This window comes from Magnetococcales bacterium (assembly GCA_015231175.1).
Classification (GTDB): domain Bacteria; phylum Pseudomonadota; class Magnetococcia; order Magnetococcales; family DC0425bin3; genus HA3dbin3.
Genome location: JADGBZ010000046.1, coordinates 6,335 through 26,592, shown reverse-complemented (window position 1 = coordinate 26,592; position 20,258 = coordinate 6,335). Strand labels below are relative to the sequence as shown.

Genomic DNA, 20,258 nt, shown 5'->3' with positions numbered 1-20,258 from the left:
CTTTTGTCAGGGCTTCGCCCCGAACCCCACCAGGGCGCTGCCCTGGACCCGCCAGAAGGGTTTGGTATCACCCCAGCGCAGCCACCTTGGCCTGGAGCGATTTTTCCTTGGCTTCCACGGCGGTGACCATCTCCTGGTGGTAGGCGTTCAGGCGTTCAGCCAATTCCGGTTGGGAGAGGGCCAGGATGCGAATCGTCAGCAAGGCCGCGTTTTGGGCGCCGGCGCGGCCAATGGCCATGGTGGCAACCGGGATGCCACCCGGCATTTGTACCGTGGCGAGCAGGGCATCCATCCCTTGCAGGGTTGTCGCCGAGAGGGGGATGCCAATGACCGGCAAGGGGGTCAGCGAGGCCACTACTCCGGCCAGGTGCGCCGCAGCTCCCGCCCCGACAATCAGGACTTTAAGTCCACGACCAGCGGCTGAAACGGCATAATCATGGGTGCGTGCGGGGGTGCGATGGGCAGATGTTACGGTCACCTCACAGGGGACGCCAAATTTTTTCAAAGTTTTGACAGCCTCCTGCATCACCTCCCAGTCCGAGTCGGAACCCATCAAAATACCGACCCAAGGGTGTTCATGCATGACGTGTTCTCCTGAAAAAAAGTGGGATTTGTGGTTCACCACCCGGCAACGCATCGGGGTCCGGGGGGTTGGCTCCCTGGCAGGGCCTTGAATGGTGTTCTGGTGGGGTTCGAGTGGTGATCATGCCCTTTGGGGATTGGGAAAAAAGAGGCTGACGACAAAGCATGAACACGCAGCCAGAACGATGGATGGACCCGAAGCGAGATCCCACAACAGGGAAGCTGTGAGTCCCAATGCAACGGCGATGCAGCCAAACAGGGCTGCAAACAGGGCCATGAGTTCCGGAGAAGTCGCAAACCGGCGCGCCGTGGCGGCTGGAATGATGAGCAGAGAGGTCAGCAACATGACGCCGATCACCTTCATGGCGATGGCAATCACCAGGGAGAGGAGCAACATGAAAATCATCTGCACACGGGTCGCCGAGACCCCTTCTGCCCGCGCCAGATCTTCATGCACCGTTGTTGCCAGCAAAGGCCGCCAGATGATGGCCAGAACGACCAGGGTACACCCTCCGCCTGCGTAGATCAGCATGATCTCCTGTGGGCTGACGGCCAGAATGTCACCAAAGAGGTAGCCCATGACATCCACTCGCAGCCAGGTCATCAGCCCCAGAACCACCAAACCGGCTGCCAATGTCGCATGGGAAAGGATTCCCAATAGGGTGTCGGAAGCCAGGCCCGGACGACGCTGCAACATGACCAGCAGCAAGGCCACCAGAATTGTCACCACAACCACGGCCCCAACGATATGCCAGTGCAACAAAAGCCCAAGGGCCACACCGAGCAGGGAGGCGTGGGCCATGGTGTCACCAAAATAGGCCAGGCGCCGCCAAATGACAAAACACCCCATGGGGCCGGCCACCAGGGCCACGCCGATTCCTGCGATCAATGCGCGCCAAATGAATGATTCCAAAATCACACCGGCTCCTCTGGACAGGAACATGGGGAGGATGGCCCTTGTGCCTGCTGTGGCGTGTGGGCGTGTTGATGGGCGTGTTGATGGGCGTAAAATGCATAGGCCGAAGTGGCATGAGGCCCGAACAAGCGGGTATATTCCGGATCCTGGCTGACGCTTGCCGGGGCTCCGGCACAGCAGATGTGACCGTTCAGGCAGATTACCCGATCGGTGGCGCCCATCACCACGTGCAGATCGTGGGAGACCAGCAAAATGCCGCACCCATGCCGGTTCCGAATGGTTCCGATCAGTTCATACAACATGGCTTCGCCTGCAAAATCGACCCCTTGGACGGGCTCATCCAAGACCAGCAGATCCGGTTTCCGCGACAGAGCGCGTGCCAACAGAACCCGTTGCAACTCGCCACCCGACAGCGTGGCAACGGTCGCCGAGGTCAGATGTTCCACCCCGGTTTCCGCCAAGGCAGCCTGTAGGACTGACGGCGAGAGCCGACCGGTCAGGGTCATGAAGCGGGCCACTGTCAGCGGAAGAATCGGATCCAACGGCAAACGCTGGGGCACGTATCCGATCCGTATGTTTGGACGTTGCACCACCTCTCCGGCCTCTGGACGCAACAGTCCCAACAGAACCCGGATCAGGGTTGTTTTGCCCGCCCCGTTGGGTCCGATGATCGTCACGATCTCTCCCGATGCCACCGACATATCCACGCCGGAAAGGACAGGCCGCTTCCCGAGACGCAAAACCACCCCCCTGGCAACGACCAGGGGATGCGCTGCCTTACCGCTGTGGTTCATGTCCCGCATCTCTGTGACCATTTACCACCGGCCACGCATCGGGGTCCAGGGGGCCGGCTCCCTGGCAGGGCCTTAGACAGAGTTCTGGTGGGGTTCGGGGCGAAGCCCTGACGAAGGCTTTCATATCCAAGTCTTTTTTGGAAGGGTTTTTGAATAGTTACCATTTTTTGAAGGTTGCTGAATCGTTGCCTGAATGGTTACTGTGAACGGGTATTGAACAGTTGGAAAAATTGTGACTCGGTTTTAAACCTTGCACATGGAAAATCAACCTTCGACAATGCGAAGCTCTTGCGCTTCGGAGCGGCCTTCCCGAAGCAGGAATCCACCCAGATCCAGGCGCCCAAGCGTCCCCAGGGAGACAATCAAATACAATGCATCGGGATGGGTAGACTCGGCCAGATCGGCTGGTGAAGGGGCAGGAGGTCCGGCAGGATGACTGTGATAGATGGCCACGATCGATTGACCACGTTCGCGCAGCTCCCGAAAAAGGGTGATCTGTGTTTTGGGATCGGCAAAAAATCGCCGGGGGTCGGTTTGTATATTGGGCAGGGGGTGCCAGCCGGTCACCTGACGGCCTTGGCCGGATAAAACACCGACACACTCCAGGGGGGCTGTGCGTTGGGCATGTCCCAGGATATGATTGACGATGCTGCGGGGTATGGTCCACATGTTCGCCTCTTCGGCTATGATGCGAGAGAATGATTTTCCATGAAGGTCTATCTGCAACGTTTGAACCCGGCCACGGACCTCATCTCGTACTACTCCATCCAGATCCAGCCGGATTTGTGGGGCCGTTGGCATGTGATCCGGGAGTGGGGACGGGCCGGTTCACCTGGAACCCTGCGCAAGACGCCCCACGACGAGTTGCAAGATGCCATGGATGCCTTGCAAATGTTGCGTGATCGGCTGACCCGCGAAGGGTATCTTGTGGTCATGCAGGAGGGTGTCAAGGCCTCCATGGCCCCTTTCATCAATCCTCAGGAGAAAAAGCCTGATGAGCCTGATTCATGAAATTGTGGAAACCGGTCCGCTGCTTGTCAACTGTCAATTGCTGGGATCCCGCGCAACCGGCACCGCCATCGTAATCGATCCCGGTGGTGATGCCAACAAGCTCCTCGCACGGTTGAAAAGTTTGCAACTTCGCCTGACCCATATTGTCAACACCCACGCCCATTTCGACCATATCGGCGGCGTCGCCGAGCTGCAACAGGCAACCGGATGCGCGTTTTGGGTTCACCCGGAGGAGCGGGAGCTGGTCGAACAAGCCCCTGCCCATGCCGCTTTCTGGGGTATGCCCTTCGGTCCGGTTCCCCGCATCGATCACACCTTTGGGGACAAGGAGATGCTGGAACTTCCCGGAGTGACCCTGGAGGTGATCCACACTCCTGGACATACACCGGGTGGCGTCTGCCTGCAATGGCCCGGTGGCCTGGCTGTGGGCGACACCATTTTTGCCGGCTCCATTGGCCGCACCGACCTGCCCGGTGGCAACCATAACCAACTGATCCGCTCCATCAAACAGAAGCTCATGAACCTTCCCGACAATCTTGCCTGCTACCCAGGTCACGGTCCCGCCACCACCATCGGACAGGAGCGCCGTTACAACCCATTCCTGAATGGTTGAAACGCGGTGGCCCAAACTTTCCCGTCAGGCGGCTTTTCGCGGGGGACTCATGGATTACTCGGAATTGTTGCACGCTCTGCAAAACGCCAGTTTGTTTGACCTCTACCGTTTGCGGGTCGGCATCGATGGCATGTTGGAAAAACCGGAACGGCTGTCGGCGGTCAAACAGCGGTTGCGGCCCGGCATGGCAATCTCCTACTTCAGTGGCCGGGAGAACAGGTTGGTCGATGCGGTGGTGGAAGAGATCCATCGAACCTGCCTCTACGCTCGGGACAAGGCGGACGGACGGCGGTGGAGCGTTCCCCTGTACGCCGTCAACGTCGATCAGGTCAGCACGGACATCCACCCGCAGCAGGGACAAGGCCGATTGGAAAAAAATTTGTTGAAGGTCGGGGAGCGGGTCGGGTTCCAGGATCGTCACCGTCGGGAGCTGTATGGAAAGATTATCCAACTCAACCAAAAAACCGCCTCCATCCTGACCGGTGACGGGCTTCGGTGGCGTGTCTCCTACAATCTGTTGTTCAAGGTGATGGAGGGTGAAGGGCAACAAGTCATCGATCTTGCCTTGCCAGACGGAAGCCCAGAATGATATTCCGCTCCCCCGGGTCGGCTGCCTGGCGGGTGGAGACACGCATCCCGGTCGGCAGATCATACCAACTGCCGCCTCGGTAGACCCGGAGGGAGCCGTGGGGTGGGCCCTGGGGGTTGTCGCGTGGGGAGCGGCTGTAATATGAGGGGTCGTACCAATCCGCCACCCATTCCCACACGTTGCCGATCATATCGTACAGGCCGAAGCCGTTGGGGGCTTTTTGTCCCACTGGGCATGTTGAGCCGCCACTGTTGCTGGCGCACCATGCCATCTGTTCAACGTCTGCGGGGTTGGTGCGGAGATCTTCTCGGCCACCGCTCCGGCAGGCGTATTCCCACTCGGCCTCAGTGGGGAGACGGTAGCTCTCCCGGGTCAGGAGGTTGAGTTTTTGGATAAACTCCTGCACCTCATGCCAGGAGACCCACTCCACCGGATGACGATCAGCCTGCATGAATTTTGCTGGATTGTTGGCCATCACCCGGATCCACTCCCCCTGGGTCACCGGATATTTTCCCAACCAGAATGGGCTCAGCCTGACCTGATGGAGGGGTCTTTCATCGGACTCCCCCTGGTCGGGAGGGCTCCCCATCGGGAATGTCCCTCCGGGGAGCAGGAGAAAGGCCATCCCGGTTACCGGGCAATGCCAGCTCTTGTCACCTTCGGGCAGGACCGGCAAGGCAGGGGTGGTCTGGATGCCTGGGGATGATTTCAGCAAGGGTGAGGTTTGTTTCCCGCTCCCGCGACCATCGAGGGTCTCCCGTACCCGTACTGCTGACCAACGTTTTTTCCGCTCTTTTTCCAGGCACCCCCTGATGATCATGTCCAGGGGGGCTGGAAACTGTGGCAAGGTAACCGGTTTGTGCCGATTGGTCACCTCCTGCATGAGTGCCAGTGGTGTGGAGGCGTGCAAGGGCACCTGACCCAGCAGGCACTCCGCCAGGAGAATGCCCAGCGACCACATGTCCCAGGCCGGGGTGATCACGCCAGCGTAGGACTCCGGGGGGGAATACTCCGCGGTCCCCACCAGATTGTCGGTGTGGAGTGTCTGCCTGCCACTGGCCCGCAGGAGGCCAAAGTCAGCCAGCTTCCAGCGCCCGGATAAACGCAATACATTGCTTGGCTTGATGTCCCGATGCACAAATTGTTCTGGTCGGCCATGCAGGTAGGCCAGACTGGCTGCCAGATCCCGAGCCAGTTCCAGGACGATTGAAGGTTCCAGTGGACCCTGGTCCAACAGGGTGTCCAGGCGCTCCTCGGCCACGTCCATGACCAGAAAGATCATGTTGTCCTGGTGAACGTGGCAAATGCCATGGGTCAGATAACGCACCAGATTGGGGTGATCAAAGCTGGATGCCATCAATTCGCGGAGTTGCCGATCCGCATGATGTTGATCCAGAAGCAACAATTTGACGGCAACCCGGCGTACCAGATGACCGCAGATCACCTCGTCAGCCAGAAACACGCCACCATAACCGCCGCTGCCCAGCAGCTTTTTCAGGTGGTATTGCTCATGGATGACCTGCCCTTCCAGGATGGCCCACATAAACCCTTTCTCTCATGTCGGTATTCGTTCATCACCCACCAGAAAAAGATTGGTAACTATGGAGCCAGCCCCCTGGACCCCGATGCGTTACCGGGTGGAGAATAGTTACCTCGCTTGATCACCAGAGATCAACCTCCTTGGAGTCATGGCTGACATCTTCCAGAAGGCCCGAGGCGATCAGGTCATGGTAGAGGTTGACCTGGTTGCGGCCATTTTTTTTGGAAAAATAGAGCGCCTTGTCGGCTTTTTCGATGAGGGTGTTGGAGAGTTCTTTCTCCGGAATTTGTATGGCGCCAATGCTGACGGTGACCTTGCCAACCTGTGGAAAGGAATAGGCTTCGATCATTTTGCGAAAACGGTTCAAGGCTGATTCCGCCTCTTCCGGGGAGACATCGTTGAGAAGGACGACAAACTCCTCTCCCCCAAAGCGGAAAGAGGCATCCTTGTCTCGGAAACATTCGACCATGACGCGGGCAAAAAGGACCAACACCTCATCACCGATGAGATGGCCGTAGGTATCGTTGACCTTTTTGAAAAAGTCGATATCCAGGATGGCCAGGAAGGCCCCCTTGGGGCGAAGTTCGTTGTGGCGTCGTTTGGTGTTTTGCAACGTAATGAATAATTTGTTGAATATGACATCAAAATATTGGCGGTTGTACAGGCCGGTCAGGGAGTCGTGGTAGGCCATGAAGCGGAGTCTCTCCTCCGCTTTTCTCAGGACGATTTCTGTTTGTCGGTGCTTGAGGATGAGGGAGAGGGTGTTGCCGATGGAGCCCATCAGGGCATCCTCATCGAGTTTGCGTTGATGTCCCGGGGTCAGGAAGATGCACAAAACTCCCAAAAGACGATCCGAGTTGATAATGGGAACACAATAATGGCCATGGGGTTGCATGCCATCGAAACAATTGACATGATCCTGGTCAATCTGGTTGACGAAAATGATATCGCGTTGTTTGCCAGCCTTGCCACACAGGCAGTGTCCCAGCGGCACCCGGGCGCACAGGGCGGCTTCGCCTGCCGACAGATCTTTTTGACCGATCATTTCCAGATGTTCATTGTTTTCATCGATAAAAAACAGCACCCCTTTGTGCAGCGTGGAAAACCAGGGGATGGTCAGGATGATTTCCAGGATCACGGCGACCTGTTTTTCCAGTGTGAGCGACTCCAGGCTGGTCTCCAGAAGGGCACTGATGGCAATCCTGGCTGTCAGGGCACGATCCGCATTCTTCTCGATTTGCTCACGGGTTGTTGCTTCAATCGTCAGTAAATCTTTTTGTTGATGCAACTCTTCCTTTGTTTTTTTCAGATCAGTGCAATGTTCGATGAATACTCGTAATTCATCATAATGAACGGGTTTATGGATAATTGTTACGGGATGGTGATAAATTGCCTGAACAGCAACAGAGCGTTGATCTTGTTCTATCATGAATATTATATGTAATGATTTTTGTCTTTTCGATGCCAATTTTACCAATTCCAATCCGTTCATGATGGGCATTTGAAAGTCTGTAACAAGAATATCAATTGGATGGAAATTTAAAATGTCAATAGCTTGTTGTGCAGAAGTCGCATGATAAACAGAATAAACGGGCGAGCTGTATCCTTGAATCAATTCATCAAGAACTTTCTGTTCATCATCAACAAACAGTATCGATATTTGCATGGCTGACTTCCTATCTGGACCTTGATGCGTCAGGCCTTTTTTCATGGCAGGGGGCACAGAATGATCTGTCCAGCCGCCCTTCCCAGGCGGCCATCGTCCAACCCTCGGTTCATCCCCCGCAGCAGCACGGCCAAGGCTCGTTCGTGCTGTCCCATGGCGTCAAGAGTCTGGGCCAGGAGCAAAAAAATGTTCGTGTTGACACAAGGACCGTGTGTTGCCGGCGCAAGGATGGCTACAGCTTTGGCGACATCTTTTTTTTTTAGGCACATCTCTGCCCGCCATGTCACCCAGCCCAGGTACAACCCCTCTTCAAAGTGATGGCGGTACCAGGCTATGGCGCTCCGGGAAAAATTTTCCAACACAAATTGGCAGGCGTGGCCGAGATCGGTCCACTCCAGGTGTTTGACAATGGAACGAGGCACGGGTTTTTTCCGGGTCACCCTGGGTTCGCTCCGGGTCTCCGGGGTGAGTAGCGACTCCCAATCCCAGGAGTCCAGTTCTTTTTTGAAGGCCTCCCGGTCGGCCAGCATTGTCTTGTGGTTCTCCTCCAGAGTTTCCTGATCCGCCAGCAACGTCTCCAGATATTTGGACGGAGGCGTATTGGGTGATGCGGTCGGGGCTGCCACAGGTTCTGGCCTGGTCACCAAAGGGGGCATTTCAGGCATGAGAATGGCCGGCACGGTCCGTTCCGGAGAAGGCATGGCGACAAACACCATCTTGACCGGCTCGGGTTGAGGTTGCTCATTCGTGGGTGGGGCAACGTCTTTCAGGCCGGGGTAAGGTTGGGCGATGACCGGTTCCGGCGGCGCGAGGGGTTTGGTGACTGGCTTCGCCGGGAAGTGGAGTGAATCCGGTTGTGGCAAGGTTGGTGTGATCAGCCGCATGACAGGCGCAACAACGGGTTCCACCGGCAGGACGAGCGGCCTTTCCTGGGGTTCCACCGGCAGGACGAGCGGCCTTGTCTGGGATTCTACCGGCAGGAGGATCGACCTTGCCTGGGGCCCGGAAGAGGCAGCCGACTGGATCAATCTGGAAATGAAAAGCACCGACTCCGGTCCCTGCTCTTGTCGGGAGACCAGACGTGGCGCCGCCGGGGGTGGCGATACGCCGGATGGTGTGCCCGAGGGGACGAGGGTGGGCGTAAATGCAGGCCGCCGGGTCAAAGGCCTGACTCCGATCGATCCTGGTTGGTTTTTGATCGGTCCTGGTTGGTTGAGGGGCGTTGTCTTTGGATAGGGTGCCACACCGTTTTCAGCCAGCTTTCGCCGAGGCGGAGGAGGGGGATCGCAGGCGCTCGGTTGACTTTCAGTGGTTGGCAAAGCGACCATTCTTGGCAACTCAGCCGTGATTGGCAAAGCGACCATTTTTGGCAACTCAGCTGCGGTTGGCAAAGCGACTGTTTCTGGCAACTCAGCCGTGGTTGGCAAAGCGACTGTTTCTGGCAACCCAGCCGTGGCTGGCAAAGCGATTGTTCTTGGCAACTCAGCTGGCGTGGCGATCTCCGGCAATGTGGTCCATGCGGCGATTTCGGGCCATGCAGGCAACGGAGCGGCTCCCGGCAACGCAGGTAACGGGGCAGTTTCCGGCACAGGTCGTTTCTCTGGCGTTGTACGGGGAGCAGTTGGTTCTCTTGCTTCTCTCCATGGCCAAGCGTTGGCCGGCATGGGGCTCAACACCAGGGAGGGTGTCTCCCAGACCATGCGTGCGACGAGACTTTCCACGTGGCACCATGTCCAGAGATCCACTGGACCCGGGTAAGCCGACAACACGCCATGCCCCGTGGTGAAGGAAGCTTGCGTGTGCACCGTGTCCACCCAGGGGTTGGCTGACGGCAACAGAAGACCGGTCCGCGCAGCCCTGCCCAGCAGGGTCGTCTCTTCATCAGACCTTATCGAACTCCCACGCGCCTGGATCATGTTGCACTTTGCGACCTTTCACGCCAGAGCCGGTGCCCCCTTGTGAGGGAATCTTCACGATACGCCCTACTGGCCACCCTCTTCCAGTTGGGTTGCACGTTTGAACAACTGGACCGCTTGTTCCCGGGCGCCCATTTGTTCCAGGGCGAACCCCATGGCCCGGTAGACGCGGGGCTCATTGGGGCGAATTTTCATGGCCCGCTGAAAAACTTCCACAGCTTCGGCATAACGGGCCAAGCTGTCCAGGGCCAAACCAAGGCGATAATTCAGGTTGAAATTATCCGGATTCAAGGCCACTGCGTCAATGAGAACAGCCACGGCTTTTTCAAACTCTTTGGCCTGGATGTAGGCCATGCCAAGGATGGAGCACACCTTGCTGTCCCGGGGATCTTCCCGGTAAAGGTTTTCCAGCAACGTGACGCCATCCGTCAGGCGATCCATTTTCAGGCAACTGAAGGCCAAGTGGAAGGCCACCTCGCGATCCTCTGGCAACTGTTTTTGGATCCTGGTCAAGATGTCTATGGCCTGGGCATGGCGTCCTTGTTGGGCGTATTTGATCCCTTTGTCACGAAAAAACCTTGCCCGGTGTTCTTCCGGGAGGGTGAAGGTGTTTTCATACCAGACGATGGCAGCCCGGTTGGCCCGTTGCAGGGAGTGCAACGTGGCGTCCAGAAAAAAGCCCAGCTCGTCCCAGAATGAATGGCTCGAATGTCCGCTACCCATGGCAAACCTGCTCACTGTTGAATGATTTGGTGGCAAACGGCACAGCTTCCCCGATCCCGATGCGGAGATTTTGCGCCTGCCAGGATGGGTCCAGGCGGCAAAATGATGCCGTCTGGATCCGGAACGATATGCCCGGTGGTGCCGATGGCATGACACTGGGTGCAAGGGCCGCGATAGGGGTGCGGCATGATGTCACCCGGCAGGATCATGGGAGCGGTCTCCACCTGGGCAACTCCGAGATTGTTTTCCGCTTTGACATTGAAGGTGTACATGGATCCTTGCCGATATACCGTCAATGTCGCCTGGTTGCGGGATTGATACCGTCGGGTTGCCTCGCGCAACTCCGGCAGCGATGTGACGGCCTGGCCCTGGAAAGCCACCAGGACATCGCCCGCCCGCAAACCGGCGACTGCCGTATTGAGGCTGACCTCATCGATCAGCAACCCCGTCAGATCCAGAGGAAGTTTGAGTTTTCGTTTGAGTTCCAGGTTGAGCGGCAAGGCTTCAAGACCTTGCCAATGTGCTTCGGAAAACTTGATGTTGGGGGCCACAAAACCACCCTTGCTCCCTCCCAGGGGCATGGGGGCCGTCTTGCGTCCAACCTGCCAGGTCGTTGCTCCTTGTTCTCCCGGCACACTTTCGGCGACCGGTTGGGGGTTGGGCATGGCCACATGGACCCCCACAGCCACTCCCGGACCATAGATCGCCTCGGCATTGGGGGTTCCTGGTGGGGGAGGGGTTACGCTCATGTCGGCGCCAGGGAGGTTGAAAATGCTGGCCACGACGATGGTGGCCAATAAGACCATGCCGACGGCAACGACGCTTTCTCCTGTCAGTTTCATGCCCGGTTGACACCCATCCCGTTACGGAAAAAATGAACCTTTTTGGCAGCCATTCAGCACCCGGTAGCGAATCGGGGTCCAGGGAAAAAATGAACCTTTCTGGCAGCCATTCACCACCCGGTAGCGAATCGGGGTCCAGGGGGCTGGCTTCCTGGCAGGTCCAGGACAGCGTCCTGGTGGGGTTCGGAGCGAAGCCCTGACAAAATCTTTCTTGTCAGGTAACGATTCACCACCCAGCCACGAATTGGGGTCCAGGGGGCTGGCTCCCTGGCGGGTCCAGGGCAGCGCCCTGGTGGGGTTCGGGGCGAAGCCCTGACAAAGGCTTTCATGTTCAGGCTTTTCTAAAAGGGTGGTGAATAGTTACCTTGTCAGAGCATTTTTTGTCAGATCATTTTTTGCCAGAGCTTTTCTTGCCAGAGCTTTTTTTGTCAAAGCTTCTTTGTCAGAGCACCGAACGGCCACTCTGTGTTTTATAACATGCCGGAATCACTCGGTCCACATGCGACCGGCGATGATGAACATGAAAATGGCATAGATCCAGCGTAGGAGATCCATGCGGATCACTGTGGTCAACCAGGAGCCCAGCATGCCTCCCAGATAGGCTCCGGGGAGGAGGATCAGGGCCATGATCAGGGGGGTGCCGACCTCGAACGCTCCGCTCCAGCCGCCATGCACCATGGCCACCACCGACCCCACCATGGAGGCGAAGAAGACCAGAACGGCGCTGTTGGCGATGGCCACACGCAAGGTGACCCTGTTGACATAGCGTTGCAGGGGCACCTCCACCACCCCGCCCGTGATGCCCAGAATGCCGCTCACCACCCCCATGGGCAGTCCCAGGATACCGGATCCCAATCCCATGCCATGCCAGGCTGGTCCGGAAATCTCTTCTTCGATGACGGGTTTTGTTTCCCCGCGTGAGCGGCGCAGCGTCGCCTCCTGCCGGCGTTCCCATATTTCCCGCAGCATTTTAATGCCGACGCTCAAGGCGAACAATCCCAGCAGGATACGAATCGCCGAGGCATCGAGCAGGATGCCGATGTAGTAGCCTCCCACCATGCCCACCATGGCCCAGGGAACCATGGGGCGGACGCTGTTCCAATCGATGAGCCCGGCTTTTTTATAGCGCAGGGCCGCCGCTCCATACATGAAAATATTGGTGATGTAGGCCACGGGGCGGACCAGCACGATGCCATAACCGAAAATGGCCATCAGGCCGGTCACCTTGATGATCCCCCCGCCCATGGTCATCATGCCACCACTGACGCCAGAAACAAATCCCAACAGCAACATGCCTAAAAAAATCGATACCGGATAGCCAAAAATCTGGTTGGCCCGGAGGTGCCCGGAATCTCCGCCCATCATCCAGGTTGTGTCGAAGGGAAGATCGGTGATTCGCAAATAGAGAACCTGTTCCAATCTTTTGCTTGCCAGTTTCCACCAGCGGTCGGCGGGGCGGCTTTGTGGCGGTCCCGTCGCAGTTGCCTGGTTGTTGCCACCGGGGGGTGGGGCGCCCTGGACCACCTCTCCCTGGGCTGGTGTGGGAAGAATGGCTGCCACCGTTTGCAGGGTGGGCTGGGCAGAGAAGCCGGCCATGGTTCCGTTATCCGGGCCAGGCATGGCGGCGCCCCTGTCGGCCAGGGGGGATCCTCCCGCCTGACCCAAGCCTCCTCCGGCATCTGGAGGGAAGGAGAGCACATCACGAAAATGGGCGCGCAGCAGGGATGCCGGGACAAAGTATCCGTGGGCGTTGCCGGCTTCATCTTTGAAAACCATGTCAATGCCCACCAGACGGTATTGGCTGTCAACCAGAGGTCCACCGCTCTGGGCCCAGTGAAACAACAATCCATCAGTTGGAATCAGGCTTTGGTAGGTGCGCTTTCCTACGGTTACGGTGGTTGGCGTTCCTCTGACTGCGCCCGACTGGGCAATCACGCTGCCTGCCCGGTCATCGCCCCAGGCGGTCACCCGGGTTCCGGGTTGCAGAGCGATCACATCGGCGGGAGGCAAAAAGGGAAACACAGCGGTGGTGGCCAGCTTGATGACGGCCAGATTGTGTTCCGCAACGATTTTCATGGGACGGGCGGGGTACTCTTTGGCCCCATCGGGGGTGGAGACCCGAACCCGCAATTGTTTCCAATCCTGCACCAGGTGTGCCGCCGTTGCCACATACCCTTCGGCGCCGATCAGGACACCCGACCCTACGAGCTCTCCCACGGCATTGGCGCCCGTCTCCCTGAACCCGGCGATGCTTACCAGGGAGGCGCGGACCAGGGCAGCGGGATTGGTGGCTGCCACCGGTTGCGCCATGCCCGCCATGGGCAGAGCGGGTGCCGGACTGACGGCTTGTCCCAAGGTTGCCGCTGGCGCGCCGGGCTGGGTCGGCAATCCCATGGCCCCGGCTTGTGGCAGTGTGCCGGGTTGCGGCGCCACCCCCGCGTTGGGAGTGGAGGCCTGGGGTGGCATGGCGCCGACGGCTGTCGTCGGCGCTCCTTTGGTTCGGGGGGGGTGGGCGATCAGGCCGGAATCTTCCGCCAGATCCTGGAGCGCGTAGATATAGTTGACACCCCCCAGATCGGTGCGATGCTCCCAGATCAGGTGCAACGCCCAGGCAAAAGTTCCCATGCAGGAGACCGTCAATACGATCAGCGGCAGTTTCCACCCCTGACGGCAGAAGGGGGAGGGCCGCTTATCCAGCTTCTCGTGGACCATAGACTGCACCACTTTTGGCCAGGGTTTCCAGGTGATCCATCTCTTTTTTAATCTCCTTGAATTCAGGCACGGAGCCGGGGGGAGAGACAAAATGGACGTTGATATCCCCCAGGTGGGGAATGGTTTCGGTGATCTCCTCTTCCACCCGTTTGGCGACCCGTTTGGCCTGGCCGATCTCCATTTCGGGATCTACCCCGATGACGATCGACACATACAACTCCTGTCCGACGCGCCGGGTGCGCAGGGATTGCACCAAAACCACCCCTTTGATGCTGTTGGTCCGGCGCCGGATGTCATCTTCCAGCGCTTTGGGCCCGGCGGTGTCCATCAGGCCATGGTAGGCATCCATGAACACCTCCCCACCCAACTTCAGGAGATCCAGCGACTCCCCCACGGCCACCACGCTGTCCAGCCATGGCAGTCCGAGGTAGTGGGAACCGATAATCCCCAGGGCCACCGCTCCGGAGGAGACGATATCCGAATGATGGTGGCGACTCAGGGTGCGCACGATCGGGCTGTTGACCTCGAAGGCCACACAACGGGTGTAGTGCAGGAAGAAAAAGTTGACCAGGACCGAGAGGACCGCCACCCACAAGGCGATCAGGTGCGGCGGGCGATGTGAGGCTTCCAACAGAACGGTGGTAACGTTGAACAACAACCACAACGTGGTCAGAATCATCACGATGCTGACGGCCAGGGAGAATAAAAACTCAATCTTGCCGTGGCCAAACGGGTGCTTTTCGTCAAGGGGTTTTTTGGAAATTTTCAGGCCAACGATGATCAGGATCGAGGTGATGACATCCTTGGCGGAGTAGAGCGATCCGGTCACCAGGGCGTGCGACCCGGAAAGGACGCCGATGAACAGCTTCAGGATCGACAGGACCAGATTGACCAGCAACCCGGCCCAGCCCACCATTTCATTACAGACGACGCATTTTGAATAGCGCATGAACCGCCAGCTTCAGGGAGAAACGTTGAAAGTATGAAAAGTATGAAAAATATGAAAAGTATGAAAGCCTTTGTCAGGGCTTCGCCCCGAACCCCACCAGGAGGAAGGGCACAGCCCTTCCTCCTGGACCTCCATCCCAGTTTTTCAATCGCAGACGAATCGGGATCCAGGGGGCTGGCTCCCTGGCAGGTTCAGGACGGCGTCGGCGTCTTGGTGGGGTTCGGGGCGAAGCCCTGACAAGGTCCATCATATCAAACTCTATTTTGGAAGAATGATGAATCGTTACCTAAAAAGTCCCACCACCGTCCTTTCTGCCGTTTCCCGAGCGGACCAGGAAGGCAAAGACCGCCACGCCAAACCCGAGGATAAACGCCCCGGCCACGGCGATGATCAGGGGCATCTCAACCGGTTCGCCGACGACAAACCGGAGGGTGACCTCATGCATGTTTTGCGATGAAAAGATCAGCAGAAACAAGGTCACGAGCAGAGTCAGGAGCATCCTGAACACAAACACCTCCAGCCATGACCGGCACCGGGCCGGGCGCGCCGCTGCTACAAGTGGTCAGCAAGCGCCCCGATGCCTGGAATCCGCCACGTCTTGCCAAAAAATACCGCCACCAGGCCAAACAGGGAGACCACAAAACACAGCACGCTGGCAAACTGAAAAAAAAACCTGCCGATCACGGGAAGGGCCAGGCTGTAGACGGCAAGAACCTCAAGGATCCATATGACCACCCCTTGCCGGGCATGATACAGGGCGAACGGATCCCTGCGGGCCATGATCATCGGTACCAGGGCCAGCACGCCCAGATAACTCATGCCGGCCATCACATGGGATAAAACACCTTCAGGTCGTGGCGTCTGAACCATGGAGATCCCCTTCACGATGTTTGATTGGTTGACGATCCGCCAGCCGTCAGCCGCCGATCACGTCACCCACCTGGTTCCAATATTCGGTCGGCAACTCGGTGGCCAACTTCAAAGCGCCAGCGGCCCCGGCGAAATCGGGATCCGCCACCCGGGTGACATGCACCTTGCCATAATCCTTCAGCCCTTCCGCCAGGGCGACATCCAGGCCAACCATGTTGCAGCCGCCCCCGGCCAGGATGATGTTGTTCAACGCCTCGGCCTGGTCTTCGGGATCGAAGCCGGCCACCAGGGTCTCCAGACTCTCCAGAATGTCGGGGATGATCGTTTCGCAGGCAAAACGCAACTCCCGGGTGACATCGTGCAGCAAAGGCTTGCCGTTGCTGCGCAGGGAGACTACCACCTCCTGGGTTGGTTCGCCGACAAAGCCGTATTTGTCTTTGATCTTTTGCGCCAGAAAACGGGTCATCTGGACATCCGGATAGGATTCGGCAACGGCGTGGGAGAAGACCTCGTCCACATAGTTGCCACCCTTGAGCAGGGTCACCTGATCGTTGTGGCTGGGGACGGTTCCCTTCATGGCGCAAATGTCCGTGGTCCCGGCGCCGATGTCGATGACCAGGGAGTTGTTGAGCTTGTCCAGGCCGTAGGCGACCATGAAGGGTTCGGAGACCACCATGGCCATGGCCATGGTCTCTTCGGTGATCTTCAAAAGCTGGCTTTTGTTGAACAACGAGGCCCGGGCCGGAACGCCGAGGACGCCGAAGACCTGTTCATCGGCCTGAGGTTCGGCGCAGCTGATGACGTGGCGCAGCAGTTCGCGGGCGGCCTGCTCGTCCTTTTCGGAGGTTTCTTTCAGCACCCCGTCGGCCAAAGGAAAGTGCAGGCTGAGGTAGGGGTGGTTGTCCAGCGCCTCCTGGCCGATCACGACCGTGCTGTTCAAAATTTTGACCCCGATGATATCCTTGGGGTAACCCACAACGGAGCGCACCATGGTCTTGACCCCACGGCGGGACATGATGGATGTCCTGGATGTCCCCAGATCAATACCGACAAAAAGCTGTTTATCACTGTTCTTCTGGGCTTGCATGGCCTCTCCTCGTCATCCAAATATTTTCTGGGCCATTCCGAAATCTTCCCAAATGCCGAGCGGCACATCCGACATCGACGGACACGAACGTCAGGATCCCCTTCCATCCTCCCCGTGCGCCGCCAACCTTTCCGGGCAAATCGGCATCAAGCAGATGTACAAACCATTACCCCTTCCCTAACAACCTCTTGAACAAATTGACCACGTACTCTACACCGTCCCCCATCAAGTTGGCAAACCCACTCCCCAAGCTTTCGACGGGAACGGCATCGACGGAAGTGTCAACAACCCGCTTACCGGATTTCGGCCTGGCTGCTTTCGCCGGTTGGGCATCTTGGACAACCACGTAGGTGACCGGTCCTGGTCCCGGACCGACCGCCCTGGGTTGCGGGTGCAACTCCCTTCGCTCGGCCAACCTCTTGGCCGTCGAAGGCGGCGCGGTTTTGATCACCTCGGGCCTGGCCATATACTCCGCTGGGGGAAAAACCGACTTGACCGACGCAGGGCGAGGGTGAAATCCCTTTTTGTCGGTTGTCTGCCTGACCGGGGGGAGGGCTGTATTCACCACGGCGGGATGCCGGTGAAAATCATCCCTGTCGATCGTCTGCTTGATGGGTGGACGCACCGTCCGCACCACGGCAGGATGGGCATGAAACGCCTCCATTTCAGCCATCTGTTTGGCCGATGGAGAAAAAGAGCCCCTGCCCTCGAAAGGCGCCCGCCGGCCACTGACGCCGCCATGACCTGTATTCATCAAATCCGACTCCTGTTCCAAACCAACACCGACTGCGCCATCGACACCGGACTCCAATTGTGGCTGGTGCGTCAACAACAGCGGCGTGGCAAGTTCATCCCGGGTCACCGACAATGGCTTGTCATGGGTGGAGGGTTCGGCATCCGCAGCCATGCTCACGACCCCATGTTCCGCCATCGCATTTAAAACAGGCTCACCACTTTGCAGATCAGGAGTGGCAAAATCCGTACCTACCCCGGCAACAGGCGCCACAGGCTCCCAGACAGGCCGAGCGATTGCGGCCATCGGTGGTGGGGCAAGCGCAACCACCTCTTCAACCGCAGGTGGTGGAACAGATGCAACCACCTTTTCGACCGCAGGTGGCAGGGCAGGTGCAGGTGCAACCACCTCTTCAGAAGTGATCTCTGAGGACGTTGCGACATCGGACAAGCCCCGACCCTCGCCGCCATCCCCCTGACTCCGGCCCCAAACAGACCCGACAGTCGACCACAGTTTTCTCCCTCTGACCACCGTGTCGCGGAAAAGGCAGGCGTGTGCCACCGCCCGGCCAGGACACACACCACGGCCAGCTGTCCAAAATGGCGCATGGACCATGCTGCAACCCAAACCACCCTGGAGTCTCTCCGCAAGAAATGCTGATGTCAAAGCGGCGCTCATGCTGGAAGGAGACAACTGCCTCACGTCCGGCGCGGCAAGCACCCTCGCAAGGACATAAGGCGCTTCCGGACCGGGCGCTATATGATGTCTCCAGAGGGCGGCAAATGGCCCGGCCAGAAACTCCCCGGCATACATGGTCGGCCATCCACGCACCAGATAGGGCACCTTCGACCCTTTGAAGGAGTTTTCCCGATGCTTGATCCCCAGCTCCGATTGATCCGAAAAACGGTTCTTCCAGAACGTTTTTTTCAGCGCCAGATCCCAGGTCGACCCTTCCACGGAATCCTTGCCGGCGAATTTTCCCAACTCCTGGAGCGATCCCGGCAACAAGGATTGGGTGCGCTTTTGATAAGTACGTTCCGAAGCGTGGCCCCGCCCAACGTTCTGACCATCCGGCAGGGGGAACTCCGACCCGAACGCTTCCGGATGCAGAGGCGCGGACTCCGTCACCCCATCGGATGATACAGGCACAACGCGCCAGGGAAACGAGGATCCACGGGCGTCTGCAAGGTCGGAAGAAGTAGATTGGTCAGTCGGAAGGTGAGAACCCGTCTTCCCCTCTCCTTTGCAGCCAAAGTTGACCAGGAGGGTTCCCCATGGCTCAGGACCATCCTCTTCGGACCCCGAGGGGGAGACAACACCCACTGCCCAATCATGCAGGGCAACATTCTGTCTGAGATGGTGGACCAGATGGATCATATCCGGGCCACGTTTTTCCGTCACAGGCTTGGCCACTTGGGCAGCAACACCGGGTTGTGGCACGACAAAAGCCGGTTCAGCCGAAATCCGGGGTTCCTCCCGGGACAACACCGCCCCTCTCGGCAACGGCGCATCAACCCGACCCTGGCCCGGCACCGCCCCTCCGGGCAACGACGCAACAATCCGCTCCCGACCCGGCACCGCCCCTCCGGGCAAAGGCGCATCGATCCGCTCCCGGCCCGGCGGCGTGGCAAACCAAGGTGACATGTGACCCTGGTCGCGCACCGGCGCAACTCCGGCTTGCACGGGGGGTAATTCATCCCTGGTGGCAAGGCTCGATTTCAGGCTGACCTTGGGTGCAAACAAGGTGGCCGTTTCTTTGGCGACGGATCCGGTCGCCAGCTTGGCACCAGATGACAGCAACGTGGCTGTCTCCTTTCCAGTCGCCAGCCTGGCACCAGCTGACAGCAACGTAGATGTCTCCCTGGCCATCCGATCCGATTGCGGTCTGAAGATGGCCGGATCCAAAGCGGTGTATTTTGCAGCAACCTCGAACGCCGGCACCTGAACCCGCTGGGATCTCTCCTCTCGCCGCACTGCCTTGACCTCCAGCCTTTCCTCTACAGGGGACGGCAGGGGAGCCGGATCCCTGACCATCCGCTCCGTGGGTCTGGCCGAGGCTCTTTTGCCAGCACGAGGTTTGCCGGGTGGTTGGTCGCCACTACCCGGCAGAGGCTTGCCAGGTGGTTGGCCTCCACTACCAGTCGGAGGCTTTCCGGGCAACTGGCCTCTGCTTCCCGGCAGAGGTTTGCCGGGTGGCTGGTCTCCACCACCTGGCAACGGCAGGACAATCTCTGCTATATCGCCCAGTTTGACCGGATTTTGCGCCGACAAGGGCAGGACGATCCGCAACACCTCGCCATCCAGGTGGGGTATCGTCGGCTGGGCGATGTTCGGCTGAAGCGGCGCAAACGGAACACCATGCGCACCTCCTTTCCGGGAGGAGGATTCAACACGATCCTGGATCGGGGCGGAATCAACCATGATCTTGGGCTTGGGCCGGACAGGCGGGATGGACACGGATGGCGCAGCCGGCACAACAGCGGGTCCAGCCGCCAAAAATTCGGCAACGGTAGGCGCCACAATTACGGCAGCAGACCGTGAGGCAGGCGGCATTGATGCAGAGAGGGCGGCTGTATCGGCAAGAGGTGCAACCGGCGATGTCACTGCAACAGCCTGTGCAGCGACAGCCGGCGCAGGGGCCGCAGAAACAACAACCGGCGCAGCGACAGCCGGCGCAGGGGCCGCAGAAACAACAACCGGCGCAGCGACAGCCGG

Annotated in this window: 19 protein-coding genes; 4 read left to right on the top strand and 15 right to left on the bottom strand. The window is 58.6% G+C overall.

Annotation, left to right across the window (positions count from 1 at the left end; all coding sequences use genetic code 11):
• Positions 1-67 precede the first annotated feature (67 nt).
• The 4 genes from purE to HQL63_10475 form a co-directional block, all read right to left on the bottom strand.
• Positions 68-583 (bottom strand): 5-(carboxyamino)imidazole ribonucleotide mutase, encoded by a 516-nt coding sequence (purE, locus tag HQL63_10490; GenBank protein ID MBF0177256.1) that lies wholly within the window; start codon positions 581-583, stop codon positions 68-70.
• Positions 584-703: 120 nt separating this feature from the next.
• Entirely contained in the window at positions 704-1,498 is a 795-nt protein-coding gene (locus tag HQL63_10485; protein MBF0177255.1) for a metal ABC transporter permease, read from the bottom strand.
• On the bottom strand, positions 1,498-2,292 hold the full coding sequence (locus HQL63_10480; protein MBF0177254.1) for a metal ABC transporter ATP-binding protein: 795 nt from the start codon (positions 2,290-2,292) through the stop codon (positions 1,498-1,500). The genes HQL63_10485 and HQL63_10480 overlap by 1 nt, the downstream gene beginning before the upstream one ends.
• Positions 2,293-2,556: 264 nt before the next feature.
• Positions 2,557-2,961 carry a M67 family metallopeptidase gene (locus tag HQL63_10475; GenBank protein MBF0177253.1) on the bottom strand — a complete coding sequence of 135 codons (405 nt, stop codon included), beginning with the start codon at positions 2,959-2,961 and terminating at the stop codon, positions 2,557-2,559.
• Positions 2,962-3,000: 39 nt separating this feature from the next.
• Here HQL63_10475 and HQL63_10470 point away from each other — a divergent pair, with 39 nt between their 5' ends.
• The 3 genes from HQL63_10470 to HQL63_10460 are packed head-to-tail and all read left to right on the top strand — an operon-like array spanning position 3,001 to position 4,505.
• Entirely contained in the window at positions 3,001-3,303 is a 303-nt protein-coding gene (locus HQL63_10470; GenBank protein ID MBF0177252.1) for a WGR domain-containing protein, read from the top strand.
• On the top strand, positions 3,287-3,916 hold the full coding sequence (locus HQL63_10465) for an MBL fold metallo-hydrolase (GenBank protein ID MBF0177251.1): 630 nt from the start codon (positions 3,287-3,289) through the stop codon (positions 3,914-3,916). The genes HQL63_10470 and HQL63_10465 overlap by 17 nt, the downstream gene beginning before the upstream one ends.
• Positions 3,917-3,965: 49 nt before the next feature.
• Positions 3,966-4,505, top strand: a complete 540-nt coding sequence (locus tag HQL63_10460; GenBank protein MBF0177250.1) for a hypothetical protein — start codon at positions 3,966-3,968, stop codon at positions 4,503-4,505.
• Here HQL63_10460 and HQL63_10455 read toward each other — a convergent pair.
• The 3 genes from HQL63_10455 to HQL63_10445 all read right to left on the bottom strand — a co-directional run bounded on the left by HQL63_10455 (position 4,468) and on the right by HQL63_10445 (position 8,874).
• Positions 4,468-6,048, bottom strand: coding sequence for an SUMF1/EgtB/PvdO family nonheme iron enzyme (locus HQL63_10455; protein ID MBF0177249.1), 1,581 nt, complete (start codon positions 6,046-6,048; stop codon positions 4,468-4,470). The genes HQL63_10460 and HQL63_10455 overlap by 38 nt on opposite strands.
• A gap of 118 nt (positions 6,049-6,166) precedes the next feature.
• Entirely contained in the window at positions 6,167-7,711 is a 1,545-nt protein-coding gene (locus HQL63_10450; protein MBF0177248.1) for a diguanylate cyclase, read from the bottom strand.
• A gap of 41 nt (positions 7,712-7,752) precedes the next feature.
• Positions 7,753-8,874 (bottom strand): hypothetical protein, encoded by a 1,122-nt coding sequence (locus HQL63_10445; protein MBF0177247.1) that lies wholly within the window; start codon positions 8,872-8,874, stop codon positions 7,753-7,755.
• A 145-nt stretch (positions 8,875-9,019) separates the two neighbouring features.
• Between HQL63_10445 and HQL63_10440 the strand changes: the two genes are divergently transcribed.
• The gene (locus tag HQL63_10440; protein MBF0177246.1) at positions 9,020-9,469 is read left to right on the top strand and encodes a hypothetical protein; all 450 of its coding nucleotides are present in this window, start codon (positions 9,020-9,022) and stop codon (positions 9,467-9,469) included.
• 224 nt (positions 9,470-9,693) lie between these two features.
• Here the strand turns inward: HQL63_10440 and HQL63_10435 are convergent, their stop codons facing one another.
• The 8 genes from HQL63_10435 to HQL63_10400 all read right to left on the bottom strand — a co-directional run.
• Positions 9,694-10,350 (bottom strand): tetratricopeptide repeat protein, encoded by a 657-nt coding sequence (locus tag HQL63_10435; GenBank protein MBF0177245.1) that lies wholly within the window; start codon positions 10,348-10,350, stop codon positions 9,694-9,696.
• Positions 10,351-10,361: 11 nt separating this feature from the next.
• On the bottom strand, positions 10,362-11,192 hold the full coding sequence (locus HQL63_10430; protein ID MBF0177244.1) for a PDZ domain-containing protein: 831 nt from the start codon (positions 11,190-11,192) through the stop codon (positions 10,362-10,364).
• A 486-nt stretch (positions 11,193-11,678) separates the two neighbouring features.
• Positions 11,679-13,904, bottom strand: a complete 2,226-nt coding sequence (locus HQL63_10425; protein ID MBF0177243.1) for a TSUP family transporter — start codon at positions 13,902-13,904, stop codon at positions 11,679-11,681.
• A complete protein-coding gene (gene mamM / locus HQL63_10420) occupies positions 13,882-14,853 on the bottom strand; it encodes a magnetosome biogenesis CDF transporter MamM (protein ID MBF0177242.1) in 972 nt (323 codons plus the stop codon). The genes HQL63_10425 and mamM overlap by 23 nt, the downstream gene beginning before the upstream one ends.
• A gap of 286 nt (positions 14,854-15,139) precedes the next feature.
• Entirely contained in the window at positions 15,140-15,361 is a 222-nt protein-coding gene (locus tag HQL63_10415; protein ID MBF0177241.1) for a LapA family protein, read from the bottom strand.
• Positions 15,362-15,405: 44 nt separating this feature from the next.
• Entirely contained in the window at positions 15,406-15,723 is a 318-nt protein-coding gene (locus HQL63_10410; GenBank protein ID MBF0177240.1) for a hypothetical protein, read from the bottom strand.
• A gap of 46 nt (positions 15,724-15,769) precedes the next feature.
• A complete protein-coding gene (locus HQL63_10405; protein ID MBF0177239.1) occupies positions 15,770-16,810 on the bottom strand; it encodes a rod shape-determining protein in 1,041 nt (346 codons plus the stop codon).
• Positions 16,811-16,976: 166 nt separating this feature from the next.
• On the bottom strand, positions 16,977-20,258 hold a 3,282-nt coding region (locus HQL63_10400; protein ID MBF0177238.1), incomplete at its 5' end, for a hypothetical protein.